Origin of the sequence: Arenimonas sp. MALMAid1274, assembly GCF_049195245.1 — a bacterium.
Taxonomy (GTDB): domain Bacteria; phylum Pseudomonadota; class Gammaproteobacteria; order Xanthomonadales; family Xanthomonadaceae; genus Arenimonas.
Window position 1 is genome coordinate 786,056 of sequence record NZ_JBMIRR010000027.1, and the last position, 23,947, is coordinate 810,002.

At 65.0% G+C, this 23,947-nt stretch carries 23 protein-coding genes; 6 read left to right on the forward strand and 17 right to left on the reverse strand.

Annotated features, from left to right (window positions below; all coding sequences use genetic code 11):
• Window positions 1–20: 20 nt before the first annotated feature.
• The 4 genes from ACOQFR_RS12330 to ACOQFR_RS12345 all read right to left on the reverse strand — a co-directional run bounded on the left by ACOQFR_RS12330 (window position 21) and on the right by ACOQFR_RS12345 (window position 4,521).
• Window positions 21–1,178, reverse strand: coding sequence for a helix-turn-helix domain-containing protein (locus ACOQFR_RS12330; protein ID WP_421382316.1), 1,158 nt, complete (start codon window positions 1,176–1,178; stop codon window positions 21–23).
• 33 nt (window positions 1,179–1,211) lie between these two features.
• Window positions 1,212–2,543 carry a multicopper oxidase family protein gene (locus tag ACOQFR_RS12335; RefSeq protein ID WP_421382318.1) on the reverse strand — a complete coding sequence of 444 codons (1,332 nt, stop codon included), beginning with the start codon at window positions 2,541–2,543 and terminating at the stop codon, window positions 1,212–1,214.
• Window positions 2,540–4,057 (reverse strand): TolC family protein, encoded by a 1,518-nt coding sequence (locus ACOQFR_RS12340; protein WP_421382320.1) that lies wholly within the window; start codon window positions 4,055–4,057, stop codon window positions 2,540–2,542. The genes ACOQFR_RS12335 and ACOQFR_RS12340 overlap by 4 nt, the downstream gene beginning before the upstream one ends.
• A 95-nt stretch (window positions 4,058–4,152) precedes the next feature.
• Complete coding sequence (locus tag ACOQFR_RS12345) at window positions 4,153–4,521, reverse strand: CopL family metal-binding regulatory protein (protein ID WP_421382322.1); 369 nt, start codon at window positions 4,519–4,521, stop codon at window positions 4,153–4,155.
• A 482-nt stretch (window positions 4,522–5,003) separates the two neighbouring features.
• Between ACOQFR_RS12345 and ACOQFR_RS12350 the strand changes: the two genes are divergently transcribed.
• The 3 genes from ACOQFR_RS12350 to ACOQFR_RS12360 are packed head-to-tail and all read left to right on the forward strand — an operon-like array spanning window position 5,004 to window position 8,557.
• Window positions 5,004–6,767 (forward strand): Mu transposase C-terminal domain-containing protein, encoded by a 1,764-nt coding sequence (locus tag ACOQFR_RS12350; protein WP_290782094.1) that lies wholly within the window; start codon window positions 5,004–5,006, stop codon window positions 6,765–6,767.
• 3 nt (window positions 6,768–6,770) lie between these two features.
• The gene (locus ACOQFR_RS12355; protein WP_290782092.1) at window positions 6,771–7,700 is read left to right on the forward strand and encodes a TniB family NTP-binding protein; all 930 of its coding nucleotides are present in this window, start codon (window positions 6,771–6,773) and stop codon (window positions 7,698–7,700) included.
• A complete protein-coding gene (locus ACOQFR_RS12360; RefSeq protein WP_421382325.1) occupies window positions 7,697–8,557 on the forward strand; it encodes a TniQ family protein in 861 nt (286 codons plus the stop codon). The genes ACOQFR_RS12355 and ACOQFR_RS12360 overlap by 4 nt, the downstream gene beginning before the upstream one ends.
• A gap of 99 nt (window positions 8,558–8,656) precedes the next feature.
• Here ACOQFR_RS12360 and ACOQFR_RS12365 read toward each other — a convergent pair whose 3' ends face one another.
• On the reverse strand, window positions 8,657–9,295 hold the full coding sequence (locus ACOQFR_RS12365; protein WP_421382327.1) for a hypothetical protein: 639 nt from the start codon (window positions 9,293–9,295) through the stop codon (window positions 8,657–8,659).
• Window positions 9,296–9,550: 255 nt separating this feature from the next.
• Here ACOQFR_RS12365 and ACOQFR_RS12370 point away from each other — a divergent pair, with 255 nt between their 5' ends.
• Window positions 9,551–9,838 (forward strand): helix-turn-helix domain-containing protein, encoded by a 288-nt coding sequence (locus ACOQFR_RS12370; RefSeq protein WP_421383291.1) that lies wholly within the window; start codon window positions 9,551–9,553, stop codon window positions 9,836–9,838.
• 238 nt (window positions 9,839–10,076) lie between these two features.
• Here ACOQFR_RS12370 and cueR read toward each other — a convergent pair whose 3' ends face one another.
• Both cueR and ACOQFR_RS12380 read right to left on the reverse strand, forming a co-directional pair.
• Window positions 10,077–10,586, reverse strand: a complete 510-nt coding sequence (cueR, locus tag ACOQFR_RS12375) for a Cu(I)-responsive transcriptional regulator (RefSeq protein WP_421382329.1) — start codon at window positions 10,584–10,586, stop codon at window positions 10,077–10,079.
• Window positions 10,587–10,601: 15 nt separating this feature from the next.
• On the reverse strand, window positions 10,602–13,037 hold the full coding sequence (locus ACOQFR_RS12380; protein WP_421382331.1) for a heavy metal translocating P-type ATPase: 2,436 nt from the start codon (window positions 13,035–13,037) through the stop codon (window positions 10,602–10,604).
• A 140-nt stretch (window positions 13,038–13,177) separates the two neighbouring features.
• On the opposite strand from ACOQFR_RS12380, the gene ACOQFR_RS12385 reads away from it, so the two are divergent.
• Together ACOQFR_RS12385 and ACOQFR_RS12390 are read left to right on the forward strand one after the other, a co-directional pair.
• Complete coding sequence (locus tag ACOQFR_RS12385; RefSeq protein WP_421382333.1) at window positions 13,178–13,435, forward strand: heavy-metal-associated domain-containing protein; 258 nt, start codon at window positions 13,178–13,180, stop codon at window positions 13,433–13,435.
• Window positions 13,435–13,788 (forward strand): heavy-metal-associated domain-containing protein, encoded by a 354-nt coding sequence (locus ACOQFR_RS12390; protein ID WP_421382335.1) that lies wholly within the window; start codon window positions 13,435–13,437, stop codon window positions 13,786–13,788. The genes ACOQFR_RS12385 and ACOQFR_RS12390 overlap by 1 nt, the downstream gene beginning before the upstream one ends.
• A gap of 45 nt (window positions 13,789–13,833) precedes the next feature.
• Here ACOQFR_RS12390 and ACOQFR_RS12395 read toward each other — a convergent pair whose 3' ends face one another.
• The 10 genes from ACOQFR_RS12395 to ACOQFR_RS12440 all read right to left on the reverse strand — a co-directional run bounded on the left by ACOQFR_RS12395 (window position 13,834) and on the right by ACOQFR_RS12440 (window position 23,914).
• A complete protein-coding gene (locus ACOQFR_RS12395) occupies window positions 13,834–14,703 on the reverse strand; it encodes a sterol desaturase family protein (protein ID WP_421382337.1) in 870 nt (289 codons plus the stop codon).
• A gap of 80 nt (window positions 14,704–14,783) precedes the next feature.
• Entirely contained in the window at window positions 14,784–15,551 is a 768-nt protein-coding gene (locus ACOQFR_RS12400) for a helix-turn-helix domain-containing protein (RefSeq protein ID WP_421382339.1), read from the reverse strand.
• A 74-nt stretch (window positions 15,552–15,625) separates the two neighbouring features.
• Complete coding sequence (locus tag ACOQFR_RS12405) at window positions 15,626–16,084, reverse strand: SgcJ/EcaC family oxidoreductase (RefSeq protein ID WP_421382341.1); 459 nt, start codon at window positions 16,082–16,084, stop codon at window positions 15,626–15,628.
• A gap of 78 nt (window positions 16,085–16,162) precedes the next feature.
• Window positions 16,163–16,453, reverse strand: a complete 291-nt coding sequence (locus ACOQFR_RS12410; RefSeq protein WP_421382343.1) for a hypothetical protein — start codon at window positions 16,451–16,453, stop codon at window positions 16,163–16,165.
• A 100-nt stretch (window positions 16,454–16,553) separates the two neighbouring features.
• The gene (locus ACOQFR_RS12415; RefSeq protein WP_421382345.1) at window positions 16,554–18,896 is read right to left on the reverse strand and encodes a heavy metal translocating P-type ATPase; all 2,343 of its coding nucleotides are present in this window, start codon (window positions 18,894–18,896) and stop codon (window positions 16,554–16,556) included.
• Window positions 18,897–18,911: 15 nt separating this feature from the next.
• Window positions 18,912–19,466, reverse strand: coding sequence for a DUF411 domain-containing protein (locus ACOQFR_RS12420; protein ID WP_421382347.1), 555 nt, complete (start codon window positions 19,464–19,466; stop codon window positions 18,912–18,914).
• A 9-nt stretch (window positions 19,467–19,475) separates the two neighbouring features.
• Window positions 19,476–20,012 (reverse strand): YybH family protein, encoded by a 537-nt coding sequence (locus ACOQFR_RS12425; RefSeq protein WP_421382349.1) that lies wholly within the window; start codon window positions 20,010–20,012, stop codon window positions 19,476–19,478.
• 22 nt (window positions 20,013–20,034) lie between these two features.
• Window positions 20,035–20,823, reverse strand: coding sequence for a c-type cytochrome (locus ACOQFR_RS12430; protein WP_421382351.1), 789 nt, complete (start codon window positions 20,821–20,823; stop codon window positions 20,035–20,037).
• Between the two features lie 14 nt (window positions 20,824–20,837).
• On the reverse strand, window positions 20,838–22,172 hold the full coding sequence (locus ACOQFR_RS12435; protein WP_421382353.1) for a multicopper oxidase family protein: 1,335 nt from the start codon (window positions 22,170–22,172) through the stop codon (window positions 20,838–20,840).
• Complete coding sequence (locus ACOQFR_RS12440; protein WP_421382355.1) at window positions 22,169–23,914, reverse strand: TolC family protein; 1,746 nt, start codon at window positions 23,912–23,914, stop codon at window positions 22,169–22,171. The genes ACOQFR_RS12435 and ACOQFR_RS12440 overlap by 4 nt, the downstream gene beginning before the upstream one ends.
• Between the last annotated feature and the right edge of the window lie 33 nt (window positions 23,915–23,947).

The window sequence follows — 23,947 nt, forward strand, 5'->3', positions numbered from 1 at the left end:
TCCTGCCTGTGCCCACATTTTCAGGATTTGAGCCCTTGCCGCTGCCGGAACGCACTGGGCGACTCGCCGGCCATGGCGCGGAACACCCGGTTGAAGCTGGCCTTGGACCCGAAGCCCACGGCCATCGCGATGGCCAGGATGTCCTCGTCTCCCTGCAGCCGCTGCTGCGCTTCAGCCACCCGGAACCGGTTGATGAAGTCGCTGAAACTCTGGCCCAGCCCCTCGTTGATGGCGCGCGACAGGTAATGGGTATTGGTGCCGACGCGCCGCGCCAGCTCCGGCAGGCTCAGGTCCGGCTCGCGCCACCACTGGGCGGCCTGGACCTGGCCGGCCACCTTCTGCCCGAGCGCGGCCCAGTCCTTGCCCGACGCCGGCACCGTCGCGGGACGTTCAAGACTTGAGGCGGCGGGCGCATCAGGCTCGTCCAGGTCTGAAGCGGGCAGGGGCGGCGGATCCGGCCGCCAGGCGGGGTAGGGGTCACGCGCATGCCGCCAGCCCTCGATGCCCAGGTAATAGAGCACCGCGACGAAGCCCACGTACATCGGAAACTCGTCGAAATAGTCCAGCGGACGCCAGGCCAGCTGCAGGACCGTATGCGCCAGCCGCATCAGGATCACGGCGCCCATCGCAACCAAGAAACCGCGCAGCCACGGTAGCCGCCACTCCTCGCGGGCGCCGCTGTGCTGTTCCAGCCAGGCCTGGTAGCCGCGGAAGGCGCGCAGGGCCAGCACGAAGTACACCGCCATGGAGGCGTGCACCAGCAGGGTTTCGACCGGCACGACCCAGGGCTCGTGCACCTGGTCCGACCAATCCCACTTGGCCTGCAGCGGCCAGGTGAACAGCACGAGGTAGTACAAGCCTTGCAGCGCGGCCGGCAAAAAGTGCCAGCCCCAGCGCGACGGCAAGTCTGGCACCGCAAGCTGCCTGACGTAGAGCCAGAGCAGGGGACCGATCGCCAGCTCCCAGAAGAAGGGCGCGAAGGTCAGCCAGGGATAGGCGTCGTAGGCCCCGGCGTAGCCGATCGTGTAGGGCGTGACCAGCAACACCACGACTCCCATCAGCGCCGCCAGGCAGCGGTTGGCGATGCGGTTGGCGGGGGCGCGCAGCAGCAGCGCGGCCACCGCGAGGCCGTGCAGGCTGCCGACCAGCAGCAGCGTGCTCCAGGGGCCCAACGACATCTCGCTCACCGCGGACCCCGACAGGATCGGTGTTCAGCGCGGGCGGCGCGGCGGATCGCCGAAGGAAGGGTCGGTGCTGATCCGACGGGCCACGGTGCCTGCGGGATGCCGGTACCAGCCCGGGTCGGAATAGTCGTCACGCGGCTGATTGTCGCGCACCTTCAGCACGGTGAACATGCCGCCCATCTCGATGCTGCCGAACGGTCCCTGGCCCGTCATCATCGGCAGCGTGTTCTCCGGCCCGGGCATGTGCCCGCTGTCCACGTGCTGCTGGTGTTCGGACATGCCATCGGCACCCATCGCCATGTAGCCCGGCAACATGCGGCGGATGCGCTGCTCGACACCGTCCTGGTCCACGCCCAGCGTGTTGGGAATGCCATGGCCCATCGGCCCCATGGTGTGGTGGGCCATGTGGCAATGGAAGGCCCAGTCGCCGGGCACGGCCGTGAACTCGAGGTCGCGCATCTGGCCCACGCCCACGATTTCGGTCACTTCGCGGCGCCACTGCGAGCGCGGCCAGCGGCCGCCGTCGGAGCCGGTGACCTCGAACTGCACACCGTGCAGATGGATGGGATGGTTCCACATGGACAGGTTGCCGACCCGTATGCGCACGCGCTCGCCGCTGCGCGCGACCAGGGTTTCGATCGCGGGATAGACCTTGCTGTTGAAGGTCCACAGGTCGAAGTCCTGCATCACCGACGGGTCGGGCCGGCGGGTGCCGGGGTGCAGGGCGAAGTTGTGCAGGATCAGCGCGTAGTCGCGGTCCACCGGCACGGCGTCGCCGCCGCGCGGGTGGATGATGAACAGGCCCATCATGCCCATCGCCATCTGGGTCATCTCGTCGGCGTGCGGGTGGTACATGTGGGTGCCGTGCTGGCGCAGCGTGAACTCGTAGGCATAGGTTTCGCCGGGCGCGATCTTGGGCTGCGTGAGGCCGCCCACGCCGTCCATGCCGCTGGGAAGCAGCAGGCCGTGCCAGTGGATCGTGGTCGCTTCACGCAGGCGATTGGTGACCAGGATGCGTACGCGGTCGCCTTCGTTGGCTTCCAGCGTCGGGCCCGGCGTTCCGCCGTTGTAACCCCAGCACACCGCGCGGGAACCCGGGGCGAACTCATGCTCGAACTCCTCGGCAACCAGGTGGAAGACCTTGGTTCCGCCCTCCATGCGATGCGGCAGGGACCAGCCGTTGAGCGTACGCACCCGACCCGTGCGCGCGGCGCGGCTTGCGACTGAATCCGGAGGCCCGTCGGCCGGGTGGTGGCCGGCGTGGCCTGAAGGCGGGTCGGAAACCTTCGCGAGGGTGCTCGCGCTGCTCACGAGTCCGGCGCCGGCACCGATCAGGATGTCGCGTCTGGAAATCTTCATCGGTGGTCTCCGTGCGGGTCGTTTTCTTTGTGGTCCATGCCTTCGTGGTCCATGCCTTCGTGGTCCATGCCTCCGTGGTCCATCCCGTCATGGCCGTGCGGCGCTGCGGATCCATCGCCCGGCAGGGAAGGGACGCCCGCATCCGGCATCAGCGCGTCGCTCGGCAGCCGCTGTCCCACGGCCCGCGACAGATTGGCCCGCGCCACCCAGTAATCCCTGATCGCCAGCAGGTAGGCCTCGTGCGCGTCGTACTCCTTCACCTTGGCCTGAACCAGTTCGAACACGCCGATCAGCATGTAGTTCTGTTCGCGCTGGCTGTCGTCGACGATGCGCTGGCGCTGCGGAAGCAGGGATTGCCCATGGATCTCGACCACGTCACGCAAGGCCTGCACCTGCCGTGCGCCTTGCCGGATGTCGTTGTCGACGGTGATTTCCGCCTGCGCCACGCGCGCCTGGGCCTGCGCCAGCAACGCTTCCGCACGCGCCACCCGCGCCTGGCCCTGGTTGAATAACGGCAATTCCAGCGCAAGGCTGGGGCCGCGCACCCGCGTCCCGTCGGCCTCCCGCTCCTGGCCGTAACCGATCTCGCTGCCGCCCAGCCAGCGCAGCCGTCGCGAGCCGGCCACGGCCTGCGCCTGCAGCCCGGCGCGCTGCCGTGCCGCCTGCAACGGCAGATGGTTGAGTGCAGCCAGCGCCAGCAGGTCCTCCACCGAATCCTCGCGCGGCACCGGCAGCGGCAGCTGCTGGCGTGTGCTCCAGTCGGCCAGTGCGCCGGTCAGACCCAGCTGCGTGTCCAGCGCCAGCTTCGCCCGCACCAGGCGAGCCTGCGCACGGGCGGCATCAATGCGCGCCTGGCTCGCCACGGCCTGCTCCTGGCTCAGCTGAAGGCGGCTGATGTTGCCGGCCTCGTGGAAACGCTGGGCCAGGTCGGCGGCAGCCTGGCTGCCTTCGGCCACCGCCGTGCGCAGTTCCGCGATCTGCCGGGCGGCCAGGTAGCGATACCAGGCCACTTCCACGTCCGCCACCACGCCGAGCACGGCCGCTGCGATATCCAGCTTTCCTCGACCGAATTCCGCCTGCGCTAGCCGGGTGCGCAAGGGCAGGGCGAGCAGGTCGGCCAGGGGCACGGCCAGCCCGGCAAAACGCTGGTGGCCGCCGCCGGGCTCAAGTGATTCGCGCGACAGCGACAGCCGGGGATTGCCGACCTGCAGCGCCTCCATCACCTCGGCGCGGGCCAGGCCAAGCCGGGCATATTCCAGCCGCAGGCGCGGGCTGTGCAGCATGGCCAACCGGATGGCACCGTCCAGGTCCATCGGCGAGGCCAAGGCCGACGCACGGTCAGGCTCGTCCGTGTCGGATTCAGCGGCAGAACGCCAGTCGAGGCGGGCGCCCTGGCGCTGGGACAGCAGGGATTGAACGTCGTCATCGCCCGCATCGGGCGGCAGCGTGGCGCAGCCGGACACGGCAAGCGCCAGGGCCGCGGCCAGCACGGCGCGGCGTGGAAACACGGTCATGGGAAATCCTCCGGTTACCGGGGGCGGCCAGCCCTCCGGCGGTCGGCCCTGACGGGCCGGACTGGGCAACGCGGACCCGCAGGTCCGGCGCAGGCTCAGGCGATCGGAGGTCGTATCGCGGGCAGAGGCACCAGATCCGGCATCGCTGCGGAACGTGCGATGCGCGTGCTTCGCGCGTGCGCAGGCGCCAGACCCCGTGGGGCCTCGGCGACGATGGCGTGTGCCGCGTGGGAACAAGGGCAGCCACAGTCGCCCTGTCCGCAGCAGTCGGCTTCGGTCTGTCCGTCGGCCGGGGCGTCGTCGGCTTCGGCGGCTTCAACGTGGCACGGAGGGCCATCGTGCCCGGCCAGGGTCGAGGACGGGGCAGGCGCGTGCGAATGCATTCCCTCCGCGCCGGACGGCAGGCCACCCGCCAGCAACGCCAGCACGAGGAACAGCTTGGTGAGCAAACCGAGGAGCTTCACGGGTCCAGTCTATCGCCTGCGCCGCTTGGACGTTGTCTGGACAACGTCATCAGATTCTCCATGGCCGGGCAAAGGGAAGGGGTAGCTCGGGGTGAGGGCGAGCTAAAAAGGCTTGGGATTACTGTCATCAACGGCCTAAGCCTGTCGCCTAGCTAAAACGACCAAAAATCATGCGGTTGCCTGTTTGAGGGCTGTGCGAAAGGTTCGGTTGCGACGCGATAAGAGCCTCGATTAGCAATTAGCGCCAAAGTTAGACCTTCCTAAACAATGCCTGAATGAGTAGGCCGAGGTGGCCGAGATGCGCTCGGTCAGGCGAAGAGCGTACTCCTTCGAACCACGAATTTCTTCACCCACCGGCGCAGGTGATATCAAACTCTTATCACTTGCGCCGAATCTTCTTGACTCCTCTCAAACGCGTTGCAATTAATCGCACCAAGTTAAGTGCGCATGCGACCAACGTCGGTGCGCGAGGAGCCTCTCCCGTGCACTCCCTTGCGCCCGGAACCATTTGCGTAGCAAGAGGCCAGGTCGTCGAAATCGATGGCCCGGAAAACCTTGTCTCGGTTCGCGTACGAAATGTGGCGACTGGAGAAACCTCCGTCGAGCGAATCTCTGATATTTCGAGCATCCCGAAACCATCATCGAAGACGAATGCCGACTTAGTGCCCGAGAAGGAGTGGACGCGATGCGTCGCGCTAGCAAAAGATCTTTCGCGGCTATTGGACCAACCGCGACTCTCGAAAGAAGAAATGACGAAACTTTCCGAAAAACACGGGATAAGTATTCGCAGCATCCAGCGCTCCCGGGCATGCTTTAACCAGGACCCGCGCGTCAGCAGCCTCGTGAGAGACACCGGCGGGCGTCCAGAAGGGTTCGTGCAGATCTCTGAGCGCGCTGACAAGATCATCAAGCACTGCATCAGGAAGTACTACCTGAACCGGCAGAAGGCAAGCAAGCAGCACATCGTTGAACGGGCGCAATCTTTAGGCAGACGTCTAGGTCTCGGCAATATTTCCAGGGACGCTGTTCTGCTTCGAGTCCGACGAGAAGAGGGGTATGAAGCCGACCGCAAGAGACTCGGTGGCAAGGCGGCGAGACAGAAGTGGAAGCCCCGAACCGGGAGCCACAACGCGCAACTCCCGCTCGACATGGTCCAGATTGACCACACGCCGGCAGACATACTGGTGGTTTCCGACGACCGCTCGCAAGTCTTGGGGCGCCCATGGGTAACATTGGCCATCGATGTTGCCTCGCGAAGCGTGGTGGGTTTCGAACTGTCAATGAGCGATCCGTCGTCTGTTTCCGTTTCACTTTGCATCGCCCACTCCGTACTGCCTAAGGATGGTGAGTCCTCCGCTACAGGCTTGTGGCCGATGTGTGGGATACCGGAAGTGATTCATGTTGACAACGGCAAAGACTTCAGAGCTATCGCCCTGAAGCGCGGGTGCGAACAGTTCAACATTGAACTGCGCTGGCGCCCCGTCAAAACCCCTCACTACGGCGCGCACATCGAGCGACTAAATGGCACGCTGATGAAGATGCTTCATTTGTTGCCCGGGACGGTCTTTAGCAACACAAAGGAGCGCGGCGACTATCCCAGCGAGAAGAAAGCAGCGTTAACGCTCAACGAGCTTAGGGAGTGGATTACCTACAAGATTTGCTACCACTACCACACCAAAACGCACAAAGGCATTGGCTGTCCTCCGCTTATCGCATGGGAACGCGGCATCGCAGAGAAATACGGCCCTTCCGGGTTCCCTCCGCTGCCGGCGGACAGGGATGATTTTCAGGTTCACTTCCTGCCATTTGCAATCAGACCGATCAGCCGAACAGGAATTCACCTGAACGCAAGCGTCTACTGGAATGACGACCTGGCCGAACTGGTCAATCGCGGGAGTCGTATCGTTCATTACAACCCACGCGAGCCGCGTCTCGCTTGGTTGCGCCTCGACGACGGGCAACTTGTCCGGTGTTCGGCAGTCTCGGGACGCGCAGCGACAACCACTCCTGCGCCACCGAGGCTGTCGGCAGATGAGATTAAGCGGTTGAATGAAATGATAGACAAGGGATTTGAGGCGTCAGACAAGATCGTTGATAAGGCTGTCAGAGAAACGCGGGCGGCGCGAAATGGCAACAAGGGCGCGGAAGTCGCACACGACCAACATAAACCAGAGGAAAGTCAATGCTCTTCCTCACAGGCTGATTGCAGCCCGAGCAGGGCACTTCCTTATGAGGAATGGACATAGCGAATGTACGAGCATCTTGATGCCTCTGCATCCGTGGCAATGGATCTTTCGGACGACGAGCGTGCGGAGAGAATGCTGATTGACAGGTTCATCTTGCATGAAAGACTTAACCCTATCTTCAAGCACGTAGAGTTTCTCCGGTTCTCGCCGAGGAAGATACGCGCCAGCGGGCTGGTGGTATATGGGCCGCCAGGATCAGGGAAAAGCATGCTTGCAGCGGCCATCAGGCGGCGATACCCGCAACTGCCCGCTACCGAAGGACTGCCCGCCACTTCCCCCATTCTCTATATAGGCATGACCGGGGCGAAGGAGGCCAAGCAAATCTACGAGCGAATCTTAGAGAGTCTTGGCATACCAGACCTTTATGTTGGGAGCCGTCGTGAGCGAATGACGCTGAAGGTGTGTAGACAGGCTCAGGTGAAGCTCTTAATGCTGGACGAGATACAGGATGTGCTGTCGTCCACCGATCGTCAGATGAAAAACGCACTTGAAACCATCCGTTTGCTCATGAATGAACTGAGCCTTCCGGTAATCGCGCTTGGAACGGGCATGGCTCAGCAGGCGATGAGCCAAGACCCCCACTTGAATGCCAGGTTTGCTTACCGCGAATTACCTACTTGGTCTCAGGGCGTCTACCTTGACAGGTTCCTCGGAACTCTTGAGAGACTGCTACCACTGAAGTCGCCATCAAACCTTGCTGCACCAGAAACCACCCGGCTTCTTGTCGAAATGAGTGTCGGAATCCTCGACGACATCGTCAAACTAGTGACACACGCGGGTGCATATGCAATCGAGACAGGTGCCGAAAGAATTACGCACGATTGTATAAAAATGGCGAGCCTGGGACCTCCTAACGCTTCGGTCAGACGCGCGATACGGGCGGCTGCAGAAGCCGCGGAAAGATCTGCCAAAGACAAGCCGCAAGTGCCATGACTGTAAGACTTTGGATCCCACTTCCTTCCCCGGATGAGTCGATTGCATCTATCCTTTGGCGTGCAGCGTGCTTTCTGGAGATTGATCCGAATGTACTGTGGGGGCACATCGTAAGCGATGTACCAGGTGACCCGGGGACCATGGACGCCCCCTCGTCAAATGCGCTACGTCGCATAGCAAACGGCATTGGTATGACGCCTTCCAGGCTAGCCGCCCATCGCATTCCGGTTGGCGAAACGCTACTCGAGCCGAACGCAAGGACTGCCGCATGTCCACTCTGCTGGCAGGAGGATGACGTCAACGGTCGGCCGCGAACCTACCGGCGCGCCTGGGCCTACGCGTGCCGAACATTCTGTAGGCAACATCGTGTCCCACTGGTCGCACCCCGGAGACCAGGGCATCTGGACCTCAGCGCCAATACTCACGACTATGCGCGGCTGAGTGGGGCGGAGCACGAAACAATTGTCCAGATGATTGACTTCGAAGACCGGATCGCCGCGGTACTTGATGGTGCCGAGCAGTGGCCAATCGAGTGGGCCGGAAGCGCATCGGGATTTAAGGTTGCGCTTGCGCAGCTCGTTTCTGAGAATGCAGCGACCGGTGGGCGCCCTTTGGTCTGCAATATCTACGTGTCTCGCGCCTTGGAGCCTTACATTCATGGCCCAAAGCACTACGGATCCTTGAGAAACTCAGAGCGTTGGCTCGCATTTCTTCGCGAGCGGAACCCCGCAGTGCGCCGAGCAGCTCTCTGGCTAGCGACAGTCTATGTCTCGCCAGAGCGCGCGACGGACCATGCTTCAGGACTTCCTGCACGCCTACTGCAAAAGATTTTTTCTGCTGATCAGATTCTCGACTAGACGCTGCACCGAATGTCGGCCGAGCACTGCCCCTCTCGGAACACCGTCGAATGTGCCGCGCCATATAGCCCAAATCGCGGTGCTTTCGATACTACGCACCTAGAGCGAGCGGGTAAGCGCCTGTTCCGATGGCGCCTCTGTCCAGTAGCGACGCCCCAGCCTAGCTGCATGTGTTGCAAAGACCTCGGCAATGAGACTGTGGGGGGTATCGGTTCGTGGCAAGAAGCCATCAAATGACCCTTGATGGGCGTAGCTCAGCCTGCTCGGGCTAGCCAAGGTAGCGGCAATCGCATCGCGGGTTTGCTTGAGATCAAAGCGCGATCTCAGGCACTCCATTGCCCCCTGACGCACACCGGACCAGATCAGGTACTTCCACCGTGCAAGCGACAGGGTGTCTAGATAGTTTGGGGGCAGCCAACGAAGGTCGCATGCCCAGGCGGGATCAAACCCATGCTTCGTTAGCTGAAACTGCAGGTAATCTGTGCACTCGGACTGGATTAGCTCGCGCCAGAATCCGACGCGCTCCTCGACAAGCGTTCCTTCACGTGCATAGGTTCGGAGCAGATCCTCGAGGTGCGCATCGAGCCCATCCAGAATTACCTCCGGCCAAGCATAGTCCCACGCCAACTGCTCGATTGGCGTCACGAATCCACGAGGCGGCAACTCCCACCGAGTGGCGGGCCAGGGCACCGCAATGATCCCTAGTGCCGTCAGTCGGTCCAAGAGCGCGATCGCCATGGCCTCTGTTGGCGCTATCGGTCGCCGAAGTTCGCGACTAGCCAGAAGTGCCCATAAACCGCATAGGGCACCAACATCTAGATCTTCCAGACGGTGGACGGGGGAGGGAGGCATGGGTGCTAAGGGAGGAGACGGGCTTCTAGTCTAAGGAATTCTTAGTATCCACGCAGGTTTCGAGCTACCACCCTCTAGAGCGTCCCGCCGCCCTTGGGTCTGCTCGTGCCTCATGCCAAAGCCTCACCTCCCCGTAATCCCGTGCCTCAGCGGCTATCGGACGCCCGCATCGGGGCCGGATTATCACAAAAGGCCCTGGGAATCCTTGCGGGACTGGATCCATCCGTCGCCAGCCCTAGGATCAACCAGTACGAGCGGGGCGTGCACGTCCCCTCGTTTCCGGTGCTGGTCGCCATCTCGCGAATTTTGGATGTGCCGGTAGCGTACCTCTATTGCCAAGAGGACGACGCGGCCGCAGTACTACTCGCCTACGGTCGGGCATCGGTGACCGCCCAGGGCAAAGTCCGAAAAGCTTTGGGCTTGGAATAGGTCGCACGGGAATCCGCTGGGCGCGGCCGCAATACGGACGAGGGAACCCACCCATCGAGTCAGGCGCGAACCGCTCACAACCTAGTCGCCTGCACCATGTGGCGCGATCGCGCCGCCCTGAGTACAGGTGGCGGCAGAACTTTCTCGAACGTCGATTAGGGCAGCTTATCGCGGCTAGCCATTTCATCGATGTTCTGAAAATGGCAGTCAGGACCACGCGCTACGGCCCGCACTTCAGTCATTTCTTTATCGATGGCTGGCGGCGGGACCGGGGCTTCTCGTTGGCGTTGAGGGCCTTGCCGGGAGGAGTGGCCGCCAAGTCGTCGAGGATGGGGCAGGTCGGGCGCTCGTCGCCATGGCAGTGCCGCGCCAGGTCTTCCAGGGTCCGCTGCATCGCTTGCATCTCACGTACCTTTCTTTCCAGTTCGTCTGCATGCGCCCGCGCAAGCGCTTTGACCTTCGCGCTGGCCCGCCTGGGGTTGCCCCACAGGTCCAGAAGGGCCTGAATGTGATCCAGCGAAAAACCCAATGTCCGTGCCCGCTTGATGAAGCGCAGCCGGTGAAGGTCGGTATCGCTGTAGAGCCTATAATTGGCAAACGTACGCGTTGCAGGTGCGATCAGGCCGATCGCTTCGTAATGCCGGATCATCTTCGCCGACAAGCCGCTGAGGTCGGCGGCTTCGCCGATGTTGTGCAGGCCTTCGCGACGGGCCTCGGCTAGTTCGGGGCGGGGGAGGGAACGGGGCATGGCGGGCTCCTGACGTCAGTGGCGCGAACGCGGCGTCCAGCGCCGCAGCAGCAAGGTGTTGGAGACGACGCTCACGCTAGACAGCGCCATCGCTGCGCCGGCAATGACCGGGTCAAGCAGGCCGGCGGCAGCGAGCGGAATACCCACCACGTTGTAGATGAATGCCCAGAACAGGTTCTGGTAGATCTTACGCGTCGTGCGCCGGGAGATATCGATGGCGTCGGCGATCAGGCGGGGGTCGGAACGAATCAGCGTGACGCTGGCCGCGTGCATGGCGACATCGGTGCCGCTTCCCATGGCGAAACCCACGTCCGCCGCGGCCAGGGCCGGGGCGTCGTTGAGGCCATCCCCAACCATGCCCACGGGGCCTTGACCCACCAGGGCCCTGATGACATCGGCTTTCTCACCCGGTAGAACCTCGGCGTGGACGTCCTGGTCGGGAACGCCGACCGCACGCGCCACGCCGAGCGCGGCACCGCGATGGTCGCCAGATAGCATCACTGTCCGCAGTCCCATGGCCTGTAGAGCAGAAATAGCCTCTCGCGATTCGCGCCGCGGTGGATCTCCGAAGGCAAACAAGGCCTGCACGTGCCACCGATCTCCCGTTTCGCGTGCCAGCCACGACACCGTTCGGCCAGCCTCGGCGTTCGCCGTTGCGACGGCCGCGCCGATGCTGCGGTCGATGCCGAGTTCATCCATCCATCGCCCGTTGCCAAGCACCCAACGATCGCCTCGAATCATGGCGTCAACGCCACGACCGGGCATGGCCACGACATCGCTTGCCATCTCCGGTGTCACGTGCCGCTCCTGGGCCGCCATCAACACGGCACGCGCGAGAGGGTGTTCGCTGCCGGCCTGCAGCGCTGCCGCGACCGCTAGCACCTTGTCGTCAGCCAGGCCGAAGGTCTCCATGCCAGCCAGCGTTGGCCGCCCAGCAGTGAGCGTTCCGGTCTTGTCGAACGCAATGGTGCGCAAGCGACGGGTAGTCTCCAGTGCTTCGGCGTCCTTGATCAGGATGCCTGTGCGGGCCGCTACCCCCGTCCCGGCCATGATGGCCGTGGGTGTCGCCAGGCCCAGCGCGCAGGGGCAAGCGATCACGAGCACGGCGACAGCGTGCAGCACGGCCTGACTCCAGTCGCCGTCAAACAGGCCCCAGCCCAGCAGCGTCGCGGTAGCGATCAGCAGGACGACGGGTACAAAGATGGCGCTGACCCGATCAACGATGCGCTGGATCGGCGCCTTGCGCGCCTGCGCGTCCTCAACCAGGCGAATGATGCGAGCCAACGCCGATTCAGTGCCGACGGCCGTGGTACGCACCCGCAGGCGACCCTCGCCGTTGACGGCGCCGCCGGTGACGCGATCACCCGGGGCTTTCGGAACCGGCACTGATTCACCACTGATCAGCGACTCGTCGCTATGGCTGCGTCCTTCGATTATCTCGCCGTCAACGGGAAGTCGTTCTCCGGGCAGTACGAGCACTACGTCGCCGAGCCGGACCGCATCAATCGGCACATTCTCCGCGTCCTCGCCGCGCTGCACCCGCGCCGTGAGCGGACGCAGCGCCTGGAGCGCACGGATGGCTTCGGTCGTCTGGCGCTTTGCCCGCGCCTCCAGCCACTTGCCGAGCAGGATAAGCGTGATCACAACTGCAGATGCTTCGAAGTACAGCGGTTGCGTGCCGTGATGAGGCGGGGTGGCCAGCAGGTGGAAGACGCTCAATCCGTACCCCGCACTGGTGCCCAATGCCACCAACAGGTCCATGTTGCCGGTCCACGCCAGGGCCGCTTTCCAGCCAGCTCGATAGAAGCGGGCACCTAACCAGAATTGGACCGGCGTCGCCAGCAACCATTGCAGCCAGCCGGGAAGTGCCCAATGCTCGCCGAACGGCATGGCCAGCATCGGCAGCGCCAAGGGCAAGGACAGTAAGGCCGCCAGGACGAGGTGCCGCGCTTCGCGGGAGGCGCCCGGCTGTCGGACATTCTCCGACGATGAGGATGACGCGGCCGGCGCCGGCTCGGCACGGACCTCGTAGCCGGCATCCAGGACGGCCTGCTGCAGGGTAGCCCGGGGCGTCCCGGCAACCACCTTCACGCGCGCCGTTTCGGTGGCCAGGTTGACCGAGGTCGCCTGCACGCCCGGAACCCTGGCCAGTGCGCGCTCGACCCTGCCAACGCAGGAGGCGCAAGTCATGCCCAGGATGCCCATGGAAGCTTCCTCAACCGCAACGCCATAGCCTGCACCTTCCACCGCGGCCGCTACGGCCGACGCCGAAACCGACCCGTCGGTAATGACCGTTGCAATCTCGGTGGCCAGATTCACGCTCGCCTCCTGGACGCCGGGCAATTGTTGCAGGGCGCGCTCGACGCTGCCGACGCACGACGCGCAGGTCATGCCGGTTACGCCAAACCGGAATTGGGTGCTTGCGTCGGTGGGGGGAAGGGACAAGTTCATGATGTTCTCCACTCAAGAAGTGGGGCCAGCATCGGCCTTCCCAAGATGGGAAGGTCAATGCCCGGCCGATACTTGACCTTCCCCTAACAGGAAGCCTGACCCTGTGCGTCCCCAATCCAACGAGCATCCCGGGAGCTGGCATGCAACTTACCGTTGAGAAAATGAGCTGCAACGACTGCGTCCTGGCCGTTACCCGGGCCGTTCAGACCCTTGATCCAAAGGCCAAGGTGATCGTCAACCTTCCCCGTAAACAGGTGCACGCCAACGGTGCGTTGACCGCTCCGGCCACCGTTGAGGCGCTGGCGGCGGCGGGGTTTGCGGCCGCGCTGACAATAACTGGCGCCTTGCCGGCTCCGCGGGCAACGCGGCACTGTGGCTGCGGTTGCAAACCACACTGATGCTTAACCAACTTCGATGGAAAGACGACATCGAGGTTGACCTTGCCACGGTGGGAAGCCGGATCCTGTTGAAACGCGGATCCCGCATCCGCATTAACAGGATGACCAGCATGAAACTTTCAGTCGAGAACATGACGTGCGGCCACTGCGTCCGCACCATCACCCGCGTACTGCAGTCCATTGACCCGCAAGCCCGCGTAGAAGTGGATCTGGCTGCGGCCACGGTGACAATCGAGGGCCGAATCGACCCTGCACAGGCCATCGCCGTCCTGACGGCCGAGGGGTACCCCGCGCAGGCCGACGACTTGAATCAGCCGCCGTCAACGTCTAGCTGTTGCGGCAGCTGCCACTGATCGCGGAGGGGATCGCGGGACACGTCAGGATCAGAGTGTCCGCGACTAAGGCTGGCGAGGTGCAGGCCTCTGCGAAGAGGCCTGCCGCCTGAAGGGCCATCGGAGCTGTGCTGCGTATGTGGTTGGGAAAGTCCGGTCGCGCAGGCCGACCTCGCCGGCCAGCACACCGTTGGGCCGATCGTGAAAGGTTCCTCCCAGGTGGTCCCACAGCATCCAGAACTCTCCGAAGTTCACTTGCGCGTCTTCGTACTCGCGTTTGTGGTGCCAACGATGGATCTCGGCTACGCCCACCAGGTAGCGAAGGGGGCCCATGCGATAGTCGACGTTGGCGTGTTGGAACGCCAGATGCACCGCAAGAAGTGTAAGCCACGCACTGATTATCACCGGCGGTGCGCCCAGTGCGATCACCGTCACCAGTCCGGGCCCCGCCAGGAGCATCGCACTTAGCGGATGTCGACGCTCTCCGTTGAGCCAGTACAGCCGCTCGGAACTGTGGTGTGCGGCATGAAGGCGCCAAAGCCAACCGACGTGATGGCTTGCCCGGTGCATCATGTACAGCCCCAGATCCATCACCGCGCCGGCGAGCAGCACCTGCGCCCATGCCGGCCACGCGCCGGGCCAAACCGACGGCAGGTCAACGCGCAGCGCATTGAGCGCGAACGCGGTTCCCGCCAGCATGGCCAGGTTTACCAATGCATGGACGATGTCAGCCGCGAGGTCATCATGGTCTTCGAGCCAGGCCCGCTGGTAGGGGATCACCCGCTCCAGCGCGGCTACGATCGTCATGGCGGCCACGGCGACTGCCGCCAAACCGGGCCATTGCCAGGCCGGGCGCGCCACGATCACGAGCACGGCCAAAGAGCTCAAGCCAAACACGGCCGGATAGGCCATCACGCGCAGCAGGGACCGGATCATCGTTGTTCCTTTCACTAAAGTCCGGGGCCCAGTGTGGGGAGCCAGCAGGGGCCCGGCTTGAATGAACTGGCTGACGTGGTTCAGGCACCCTGACGCAGGGCGGCCACCACATCGCTCGGGGCGACGCCAAAGTGGCGTTGCATGGTCCTGGTCAGGTGGGCGGCGTCGGCAAACCCTGCGTCCTGGGCCGCCCGCGTGAGGCTCACGCCGCTCGCCGTAACCGTCAATGCGCGGCGTAGTCGCAGCCAGCGCAGGTACGGACGTAGTGGCATACCGACCAGCTCGCGCACGCGATAGCGGAAACGACTGGGGGAGAGCGCGACTCGCGCCGCCAGCGTCGTCAAGGATTCATCGTCCTCGACGCAGGTGACCAACGCATCGAGCAACCGCCGCACCCGGTCATCGCGCTCGGCGTCGATCGGCGAAACCGGGGTCGGTAGCCCCAAGGCGGCCAGCACCGGCCACAAGTCCTCGTGCCCGGGACGGGGCCACGCCGCCAGCACCGCGCTGCGCTCTTGGGGCGACAACTCCCGCGCACCGGCCGCGCAGGTGGGCGCGAGACCCCGGCCTGCCTGGGACTCCCGATCCAGGTACAGCAGACGAGTGGGCCCCGGGTGCAGACGATGCACCACATAGGCGGCCAGCAGGATGGCCGGGGCCCGAACCTCACCGCGACCCCGGATCCAGACGGCGATGTCGCCTGTCTCGGCCACCACCAGTTGCAAGGCGTGGTGGGCGTGCTCTCGATTGTCACCGACCGCGCCCGCGAACGTTGCCCAGCCCGCGCCCATCAGGGCGCCGCCCAGCCAAGGCTGGCGTCGGCTCTGCGATACCCCCGGGGCGCTCATCTTGGACCTCTTGGGGTCGGCGCCAGATCAGAACGTCCTGTCGCATGCGCAAGGTCGTTCGTCATCCGGGTGCGCTACGGTGTCGTCGTCGTGGGCTTGGGTGCTCGCGACGAGCTGTGCAGGGCGCGGATCTTCCAGGCGCCGTCCTGACGCTGGAGGACGCTCGTGGCCACCCCCTGGCGCACGATGGGTTCGGGACGGTCGGGCAGCACGATGGTGTAGCGGTAAGTCTCGGTGGCCCAGGCGATGTCGCCCGCCTGCTCGACGGTGACGGCATAGTCTTCGAAGGTAAATCGCTGGATATGGCCCAGCTCCGGGCCGATGTGATGGGTCACGTAGTCGGCGTAGCTGCCTTCCAACTTGCCCGATTCAATCACTTCGTTGCGCTCGGCAAACAACGCATCCACGCCGGCGAGGTCCCGGCGCTCGAGCGCCGTCTTGTAGGCCGCGAGCACGGCCTTGATAGCGCCCGTGTCGTCCGTGGCTACGGGGGCTGGGGCGGCATTCGCCGCGCCGGCCAGCAGCAGCGCCAACAGGCCCGTCCATAGTGGTTTCATTGCCCTCTCCCTTCTCCAAGTGGCCGGGGCGGCTGGGGCCGCCCCGGGACAAAATCACATGCTGCCGCCCTTGGCGAACTCGGCAGCCGATAGGGTGCCGTTTTTGTCGGTGTCCAGCATGTCGAAATGCGCCGTGAGCTTGTGATCCTTCGGGAGCTCGGCCCGGGCGAGCTGGCCGTTCTTGTCGGCGTCGAGCTTGGCGAACTCCTCGGCGGACATGGCAGCCATGTCATGGGGCTGCGGCTGGCCATTCTTGGCGGCCATATGGTCGTGACCCTTGTCGTCGGCAAAGGCGAGCGGGGCGGCGATCAACAGGGCGATAGCGAACGGAAGCAGACGTTTCATGGGGAAATCTCCTCGGGGACGGAAAGAATGGACCGTTGGTTGTCCCGACACACAACGGTCCGGAATGCCTGCACCGCGCGAGCGGCATGGCAAGTAATCCTCATGATTTTTCGGCACGCAGTCGCAGTGCGTTCACCACGACCGACACCGAGCTCAGGCTCATGGCCAGTGCCGCGATCATCGGGCTAAGCAATAGCCCGAACGCCGGATAGAGCACGCCGGCCGCAATCGGCACGCCGAGCGCGTTGTAGAGGAAGGCGAAGCCCAGGTTCTGCTTCATGTTGGCCACCGTGGCCTCGGAAATCTGCCTGGCCCGCAGGATGCCGCGCAAATCGCCCTTGACGAGGGTCACCTGCGCGCTGCTCATCGCCACGTCCGTACCCGTGCCCATCGCGATGCCCACATCCGCAAGTGCCAGCGCCGGAGCATCGTTGATGCCGTCGCCGGCCATGGCCACCTTCCGGCCCTGGGCTTTGAGGCTGGCCACGAGGTCCGCCTTGTCCTGGGGGCGCACTTCACCGTGCACCTCGCTGATGCCCAGGGCCGTCGCGACAGAGCGGGCGGTGGTCTCGCCATCGCCTGTCGCCATGATCAATCGCAGGCCGGCCGAGCGCAGTTGGGCGATGGCCTCGGGCGTGGATTCCTTGACCATGTCCGCCACGGCAAGCAGGCCAGCCGCCTTGCCGTCCACGGCCAGGAACATCACGCTGGCTCCTTCGGCGCGGAGTTTCTCCGCGGCACCGGATAGATCCTGGACGGACACCCCTTCCTCGGTCATCAGTGCCTGGTTCCCAAGCGCCAGTGCTCGGCCATCGACTCGGCCACGAACACCGATGCCGCTGGCGGACTCGAACGCATCGGGCGTGGACAGCGCCAGGCCGCGCTCACGCGCCTGGGCGACGATGGCCGCCGCCAGTGGGTGCTCACTGCCCTGGTCCAGGCTCGCGGCCAGGCGCAGCACTTCATCGGAGGTGAAACCCGGGAGGGCGGACGTGTCGCGATAGCGCGGGCGTCCTTCAGTCAGGGTGCCGGTCTTGTCGACGATCAAGGTATCGATCTTGCGCAGGTTCTCGATCGCCTCGGCGTCGCGGAACAGCACGCCGACGCTGGCGGCACGCCCGGTGGCGACCATGATGGACATGGGCGTGGCCAGGCCGAGCGCGCAGGGGCAGGCAATGATCAGCACCGCGACCGCATTGAGCACGCCGTAGACCCATGACGGTTCGGGGCCGAAGAATCCCCAAACCAGCAGCGTCAACAGTGCGATGACCAGCACGGCCAACACAAACCAGAACGCCACCTTGTCGGCCATGCGCTGCATCGGTGCCCGCGAGCGCTGGGCGTTGGCCACCAGCTGCACGATCTGGCTCAGCACGGTGTCGGCGCCGACTTTTTCCGCCTCGATCACCAGCGCGCCGGAGCGGTTGATGGTGGCTCCAATCACGCGATCGCCGACGGCCTTGGCCACCGGCATCGGCTCGCCGGTGAGCATGGACTCGTCCACGCTCGACTGGCCTTCCACCACGACGCCGTCGGTGGGGACTTTCTCGCCGGGCCGGACCCGCAGCTTGTCCCCCAGATGCACATGGCCCAGCGGGATGTCGTCCTCACTGCCGTCGGGCAGGATGCGCCGGGCCGTCTTGGGAGCCAGCCCCAGGATCGCCTTGATCGCCGCCGAGGTTTGGGAACGCGCCTTGAGCTCGAGCAGTTGTCCCAACAGCGTGAGTGAGACGATCACGGCCGCCGCTTCGAAATACACGCCGACACGGCCGTGCTCCTGGAACGAGGCCGGGAACCAGTCTGGAACCAGCGTTGCGGCAACGCTGTAGCCATAAGCGGCTGCGACGCCTGTGCCGATAAGCGTCCACATGTTCAGGTTCCCGGTGCGAACCGAAGCGATCCCGCGCACGAAGAATGGCCAGCCGGCCCACAAAATGACGGGCGTCGCGAGGACCAACTCCACCCAACTGCGGGTGCTGGCATCCAGGCTGGCCCACCGGTGTCCGAACATCGCCAGGGCCAGGACAATGATCGTTGCGGGCAACGTCACCCAGAAGCGCCGGGTAAAGTCGGCCAGCTCCGGGTTCTCGTCCTCGTCCAGCGAAGGCATCATCGGCTCGAGCGCCATGCCGCACTTGGGGCAGGTTCCGGGCCCGTCCTGAACGATTTCCGGGTGCATGGGGCAGGTGTAGCGAGTCCCGGGCGCCGTCTGAACTACAGCTGGAGCCGTCGGAGTTGCCACCGCGGCGATCGGTGGTCCGGGTTGCAGATACAGCGCCGGATTTGCGATGAACTTCTGCCGGCATCGCTCTGAGCAGAAGTGATACTTCGTCCCCGCGTGCATCTCAAACAGCGGGCCGTCGACGAACATTCCACAGACCGGATCTCGGGGCTTGTCCTGGGTAGCCGGCGGAGTCGACGGCGAATGTTCGTGGGCAGGCATGTCGGTATCTCCGGGTCAGTGACCGTGTTGGCCGAAGGGCGTGCTGCTGCCGTCCTTGCCAATCAGGTAAACGGTGTAGGGATTCGCTGGACCGGGCATGCCTGGCGAGCCAATTGGCATGCCTGGCGCGGCCAGGCCACGGGCGTTGGGGCGTTCGGCCAGGAGGCGCTTGATGTCTTCTGCCGGAACATGCCCTTCGATGAAGTAACCCTCCACCTGCGCGGTGTGGCAGGAAGCCTTGTCGGCCGGTACGCCCACGGCGCGCTTGATGGCCTCCATGTCCTCGTCGATAACCACGCTCACCGGGAAGCCGGCGCCTTCTACGTGACGTGCCCAGAGGCTGCAGCACTCGCAGTAGGGATCCTTGTGCATGACGACGGTCGGCAACGCGCCCACGGGTGCGACGGTCTGCGTCGCGGCGACTTCCGTGCCCGGCGGCAGCGAGCTCGCCGCCGGGCTGGCTACCTCGTGGGGACCGAAGGCTTCCGGCGCCGGGGCGTCCCGGTCACCGCAAGCTCCAATCGCCAGTGAGATCTGGGCGATGGCAAGAAACTGGGTGAACCGGCGCATGGCGATCTCCTAGTGGTGGTCGCCTGGCGCCTTGGTGCGCGACGACCAATGAATGTGGACGATCTTCCAGCCCGCGTCTGTGCGCTGGACCAGCATGGTCTCGGTGCTGAGCACCGTGACCGGCTTGCCGTCCTTGCTCAGGTGCAGTTCGCTTTCGCTGGCGACCCACGCGAGGTCGCCACTGACCCGCGCCGTGCGGCGAACCAACTGGATGTGAGCGGTCTTGAGGAACGCGGCGTCCCCCTTGGCATGGCCCCCCAGATACTCGGCGGCCGAGTACTCGGCGCCGCCGCTCTCCAGGATCAGCACCTCCGGATCGAGCTCGGCGCCGGCCGCGTCCAGCCGACCCGCCGCCAGTGCCTCAGAGAAGCGTTCGACCGAGGACACAGCCGCCTGCGCTTGGGCAGGAACGCTCAGCACCGGGCCGGCGGGTGCTTGTTTCGGTGCGGGGTCATGGACGTGGGGCGTGGCCTTGGAATCATCGGCAAACGCCGGGGCGGCGGAGATGGAGAGGGCAAGGCAGGCAAGGGTGGCAATGCGCTTCATGAGATGGGTCCTTTGGTCGGAGTCAGTGATCGTGAGGGGGCGAACCGGCATCGTCGTGCGCCGGGGGCTGGGGTGGCGCCGGATCGTGGTCGTGTGGGGCGGTGCCGGCGTCATCGTGGGCCGGAGGGTCGTGAGCGTGCGGAGCAGAGCCAGTGTCGTCATGGGCGGCGGGCACGGGCGCGGCGTGATCGTGGGGTGCAGAGCCGCTGTCATCATGCGCGCCAGCGTCAGCACCTCCGTGATGCCCGCTGCTCGCGCTTGGCATCGCATCGTGGTGCGGCATGCTCTCGCCGCCACCGTGGTCATGCCCGTCACTGCTCGCGACCAGGGCTTGGTACTGCGCCGGGGTCAGCTCCGGCATTTTCTGGAGGAACGCGACCATGTTCCAGATGTATTCGTCGGGCATGCTTCTTCCCCAGGCGGGCATGCCCGAAGCCTTGACGCCGTGCTTGATGACCCAGAAGGCACGCGCGGGGTCGGTCACGCCGGTCTGACTGAAGGCGGGAGGCACCGGGTACAAACCAAGGCTCAGCTCCGTTGCCGCCATCCCAGGCGCCAAATGGCAGCCGGTGCACATGGCGGCGTAATTGCCGGCACCGCTTCGTACCTGCGCGTCGTCGCCCAGCGCGGGGACAACGATGTCGTGGGCTCGGACGGCGATCGCACGGTCACGCGCCGTTTCGATCATCTTGAAGACAACCGCCGAGTGGGGTTCATCGGCGCCCGGGTGGATGGCGCCGAAGTAGATTCCGCCACCGACAGCAGCGACAGCGAAACCCACGAGAATCAAACCGCTTTTTATGAGGGACATGAGTGGCCTCCTTGTTAACTGGTGCGACGTGGCGGATTGCCGAACGCCGGGTCGTCACTGACGCGGCGGGCGACGGTTCCAGCAGGATTGCGATACCAGCCCGGATCGCTGAAATCGCCGGGCGCGATGTCGTCGCGCACCTTGACCACGGTGAACATTCCGCCCATTTCGATGTTCCCGAAGGGGCCCTTGCCGGCCATCATCGCCAGCGTGTTGGGCGGCCCCTGCATATGGCCGCTATCGGTGTGGTCCTGGTGCTCGGCCATGCCGTTCTCGCCCATGGCCATGTAGCCCGGGAGCATCTGCCGGATCTTGGCTTCGACGCCGCGCTGGTCCACGCCGATGGTGTTGGGGATGTCGTGGCCCATCGGTCCCATCGTGTGATGTGACATGTGGCAGTGGAACGCCCAGTCGCCCGGCACGGCGGTGAACTCGATATCGCGCATCTGGCCAACACCAACGATCTCGGTCACCTCGGTGCGCCACTGCGAACGTGGCAATCTCCCGCCGTCGCCCCCGGTGACGTGGAACTGAACGCCGTGCAGGTGGATCGGGTGGTTCCACATGCTCAGGTTGCCCACGCGGATGCGGACACGCTCACCGGTCCGGGCCACGATGGGCTCGATTGCCGGGAAGACCTTGGAGTTGAACGTCCACAGGTCGAAGTCCTGCATCACCGCGGGGTCGGGTCGGCGTGTGCCCGGGTGGAGCGCGAAGTTGTGCAGCAGGAACGCGTAGTCGCGATCGATCGGCACGGCCTCGCCGCGCCTCGGGTGGATGATCAGCAGACCCATCATGCCCATGGCCATCTGCACCATTTCGTCGGCATGCGGATGGTACATGTGGGTACCGTGCTGCTTGAGCGTGAACTCGTAGGCGAAGGTCTCGCCAGGCTTGATCTGTGGCTGGCTCAGCCCACCGACGCCGTCCATGCCGCTGGGCAGGATCAGGCCATGCCAGTGGATGGTGGTCGCCTCGCGCAGGCGATTGGTTACGAAGATGCGGATGCGGTCACCTTCATTCGCCTCGATGGTCGGCCCCGGCGTGGAGCCGTTGTAGCCCCAGCAGATCGCCTTGGAACCGGGCGCGAACTCGTGCTCGAACTCCTCGGCGACCAGATGGAATTCCTTGACGCCGCCGTTCATGCGGTAAGGCAGGGTCCAGCCGTTGAGCGTGCGTACCTTGCCCGCCCGCGGGCGGGAGACCGGCGGCGCCTCCGGCGGCGCAGCGGGCTCTTTCATCTGGCTCATGTCGTGGCCCTGACTCTGGGCGCGGGCCATGCCCGTCGCGGCCGTCGTAACCAGACCGGCCCCTGCGCCCAGCAGGATGTCGCGTCGTGTGATCTTCATGGGGTGTCTCCGTGGGCGCTGTGGTCGGGCGGGGTGGGGGTGTCTTCCTCGGTTTCCTTCTCGTCCTCGGTCGGCGGTTCGGGGGACACCGGCGGCGCACCGTGTTGGGAGTGATCGACCGGTGTCGGCGTCGCCGCGGGCATGTCCATGCCGCCGTGGTCCATGCCTTCCATCACGTCGGCGGGCGCAGACGCCGGAACCGCGGGCGTGGCCGGTTTCTCCGGCATGTCCATGCCGCTGTGGTCCATGCCCTCCATCGCACCGGCCGGAGCGGCGGGCATCGACGACATGTTGTGGCCGCTATGGTCCATGCCCGGCATCGCCTCCTCGGCGGACGGCGTCAGGATGTCTTGCACGCTGGGGGTGCGATCACCGATGGCGGCATCGCTGGGCAGGCGCTGGCCAACGGCCCGCATCAACTCCACACGCGCCAACCAGTAATCGCGCACGGCCTCGAGGTAGCTCTCGTAGGCGTTGTATTCCTGCACCTTGGCCTGGATCAGCTCGAACACGCCGATGAGCATGAAGTTCTGCTCCTGCTGGCTGCGCTCGACCACCTTTTCGCGCTGCGGAATCAGGGCATCGCGGTGGATCGCCACGACCTGGCTCAGTTCGCGGACCTGCTCTCCCCCCAGGCGCACCGCGTTATCGACGCCCAGTTCCGCCTGGGCCACACGCGCCCGTGCCTCGGCCAGCAACGCCTCCGCACGGGCCAGTTTGGCTTGGCCCTGGTTGAAGATGGGTAGCTCCAGATCCAAGGTCGGACCGCGCAGGCGGGACCCGTCAGCGTCGCGTTCGCGCTCATAGCCGATCTCGCTGCCGCCTAGCCACCGCAGCTTTCGCGTGATGCCCAGAGCATCGACCAATATCTCGGCCTGCTGGCGGGCCGCGAGCAATTCCAGGCTGGACTTGCGCGCCAGCTCCGCCAACTGCAGGGGATCGTCTTCCGCGCCGACCGGCATGGGCAGGCGATCGCTGGTAGCCCAGGTGGCATCCTCGCCACTGAGGCCCAGCAGGGTGTTGAGGGTGAGACGGGCGCGGCCGGCATCGGCACGGGCCCGGGCGGCGATGATGCGCGCCTCGCTGGCGGCGGCCTGTTCCTGCTTTAGCTGCAGCTCGCTGATGTTGCCAGCATCGAAGAAACGCTGCGCCAGCTCGGCGGCGGCGTCCGCACCGCCGGCCACCGCCGTGCGCATGTCCGCGACCTGCTGGGCACCCACGTAGGTGTACCAGGCGGCCTCTACGTCGGCGGCGACGTTCAGGACTGCCCCGGCGATCTCGAGCTTGGCGCGCTCGTACTCGGCGCGGGCCAGGCGCGTGCGCACCGGCAGCACCAGGAGGTCGGCCAGCGGCAAGGTCAGGCCGGCCAGACGGTTGTAGCCGCTGCCCGGGTCCAGATAGGACCGTGAGAGCGAGAGGGTGGGGTTGGATACCTGCACGGCCTCGAGCACGTCGGCCCGCGCCAGACCCAGCCGCGCATATTCTTGCTGGAGGCGGGGACTGCGCAGCATAGCTACGCGCACCGCCGCCTCGGCGGTCATCGGGGCACCGAGCCACTGGTCGATGGCCTGGCGCTCTGGGGGCGGTTGGCCCACCGCGGACCACTCGACCTGCGGGCCGCGTCGCTCGGCCAGCAGGGCATTGATGTCGGTGTCGCCGGGGCGCGACGCCAAGGACGCACAGCCACTCAGGGCCAAGGCTAGGGCCACGGCCAGGGCGGCCGGGCGGAAACGTACAGTCATGGGAAACCCTCCAAAGCACCCGCGGCGACAGGC

Bases quoted from the DNA above. Each gene is read 5' to 3' on its own strand.
- ACOQFR_RS12440 (WP_421382355.1), bottom strand. From the start codon at position 23,914: ATGACTGTACGTTTCCGCCCGGCCGCCCTGGCCGTGGCCCTAGCCTTG.
- cueR (WP_421382329.1), bottom strand. From the start codon at position 10,586: ATGCCCCGTTCCCTCCCCCGCCCCGAACTAGCCGAGGCCCGTCGCGAA.
- ACOQFR_RS12400 (WP_421382339.1), bottom strand. From the start codon at position 15,551: ATGAGCGCCCCGGGGGTATCGCAGAGCCGACGCCAGCCTTGGCTGGGC.
- ACOQFR_RS12340 (WP_421382320.1), bottom strand. From the start codon at position 4,057: ATGACCGTGTTTCCACGCCGCGCCGTGCTGGCCGCGGCCCTGGCGCTT.
- ACOQFR_RS12435 (WP_421382353.1), bottom strand. From the start codon at position 22,172: ATGAAGATCACACGACGCGACATCCTGCTGGGCGCAGGGGCCGGTCTG.
- ACOQFR_RS12360 (WP_421382325.1), top strand. From the start codon at position 7,697: ATGACTGTAAGACTTTGGATCCCACTTCCTTCCCCGGATGAGTCGATT.
- ACOQFR_RS12335 (WP_421382318.1), bottom strand. From the start codon at position 2,543: ATGAAGATTTCCAGACGCGACATCCTGATCGGTGCCGGCGCCGGACTC.
- ACOQFR_RS12410 (WP_421382343.1), bottom strand. From the start codon at position 16,453: ATGAAACGTCTGCTTCCGTTCGCTATCGCCCTGTTGATCGCCGCCCCG.
- ACOQFR_RS12415 (WP_421382345.1), bottom strand. From the start codon at position 18,896: ATGCCTGCCCACGAACATTCGCCGTCGACTCCGCCGGCTACCCAGGAC.
- ACOQFR_RS12430 (WP_421382351.1), bottom strand. From the start codon at position 20,823: ATGTCCCTCATAAAAAGCGGTTTGATTCTCGTGGGTTTCGCTGTCGCT.
- ACOQFR_RS12355 (WP_290782092.1), top strand. From the start codon at position 6,771: ATGTACGAGCATCTTGATGCCTCTGCATCCGTGGCAATGGATCTTTCG.
- ACOQFR_RS12385 (WP_421382333.1), top strand. From the start codon at position 13,178: ATGCAACTTACCGTTGAGAAAATGAGCTGCAACGACTGCGTCCTGGCC.
- ACOQFR_RS12395 (WP_421382337.1), bottom strand. From the start codon at position 14,703: ATGATCCGGTCCCTGCTGCGCGTGATGGCCTATCCGGCCGTGTTTGGC.
- ACOQFR_RS12380 (WP_421382331.1), bottom strand. From the start codon at position 13,037: ATGAACTTGTCCCTTCCCCCCACCGACGCAAGCACCCAATTCCGGTTT.
- ACOQFR_RS12420 (WP_421382347.1), bottom strand. From the start codon at position 19,466: ATGCGCCGGTTCACCCAGTTTCTTGCCATCGCCCAGATCTCACTGGCG.
- ACOQFR_RS12390 (WP_421382335.1), top strand. From the start codon at position 13,435: ATGCTTAACCAACTTCGATGGAAAGACGACATCGAGGTTGACCTTGCC.
- ACOQFR_RS12425 (WP_421382349.1), bottom strand. From the start codon at position 20,012: ATGAAGCGCATTGCCACCCTTGCCTGCCTTGCCCTCTCCATCTCCGCC.
- ACOQFR_RS12365 (WP_421382327.1), bottom strand. From the start codon at position 9,295: ATGGCGATCGCGCTCTTGGACCGACTGACGGCACTAGGGATCATTGCG.
- ACOQFR_RS12330 (WP_421382316.1), bottom strand. From the start codon at position 1,178: ATGTCGTTGGGCCCCTGGAGCACGCTGCTGCTGGTCGGCAGCCTGCAC.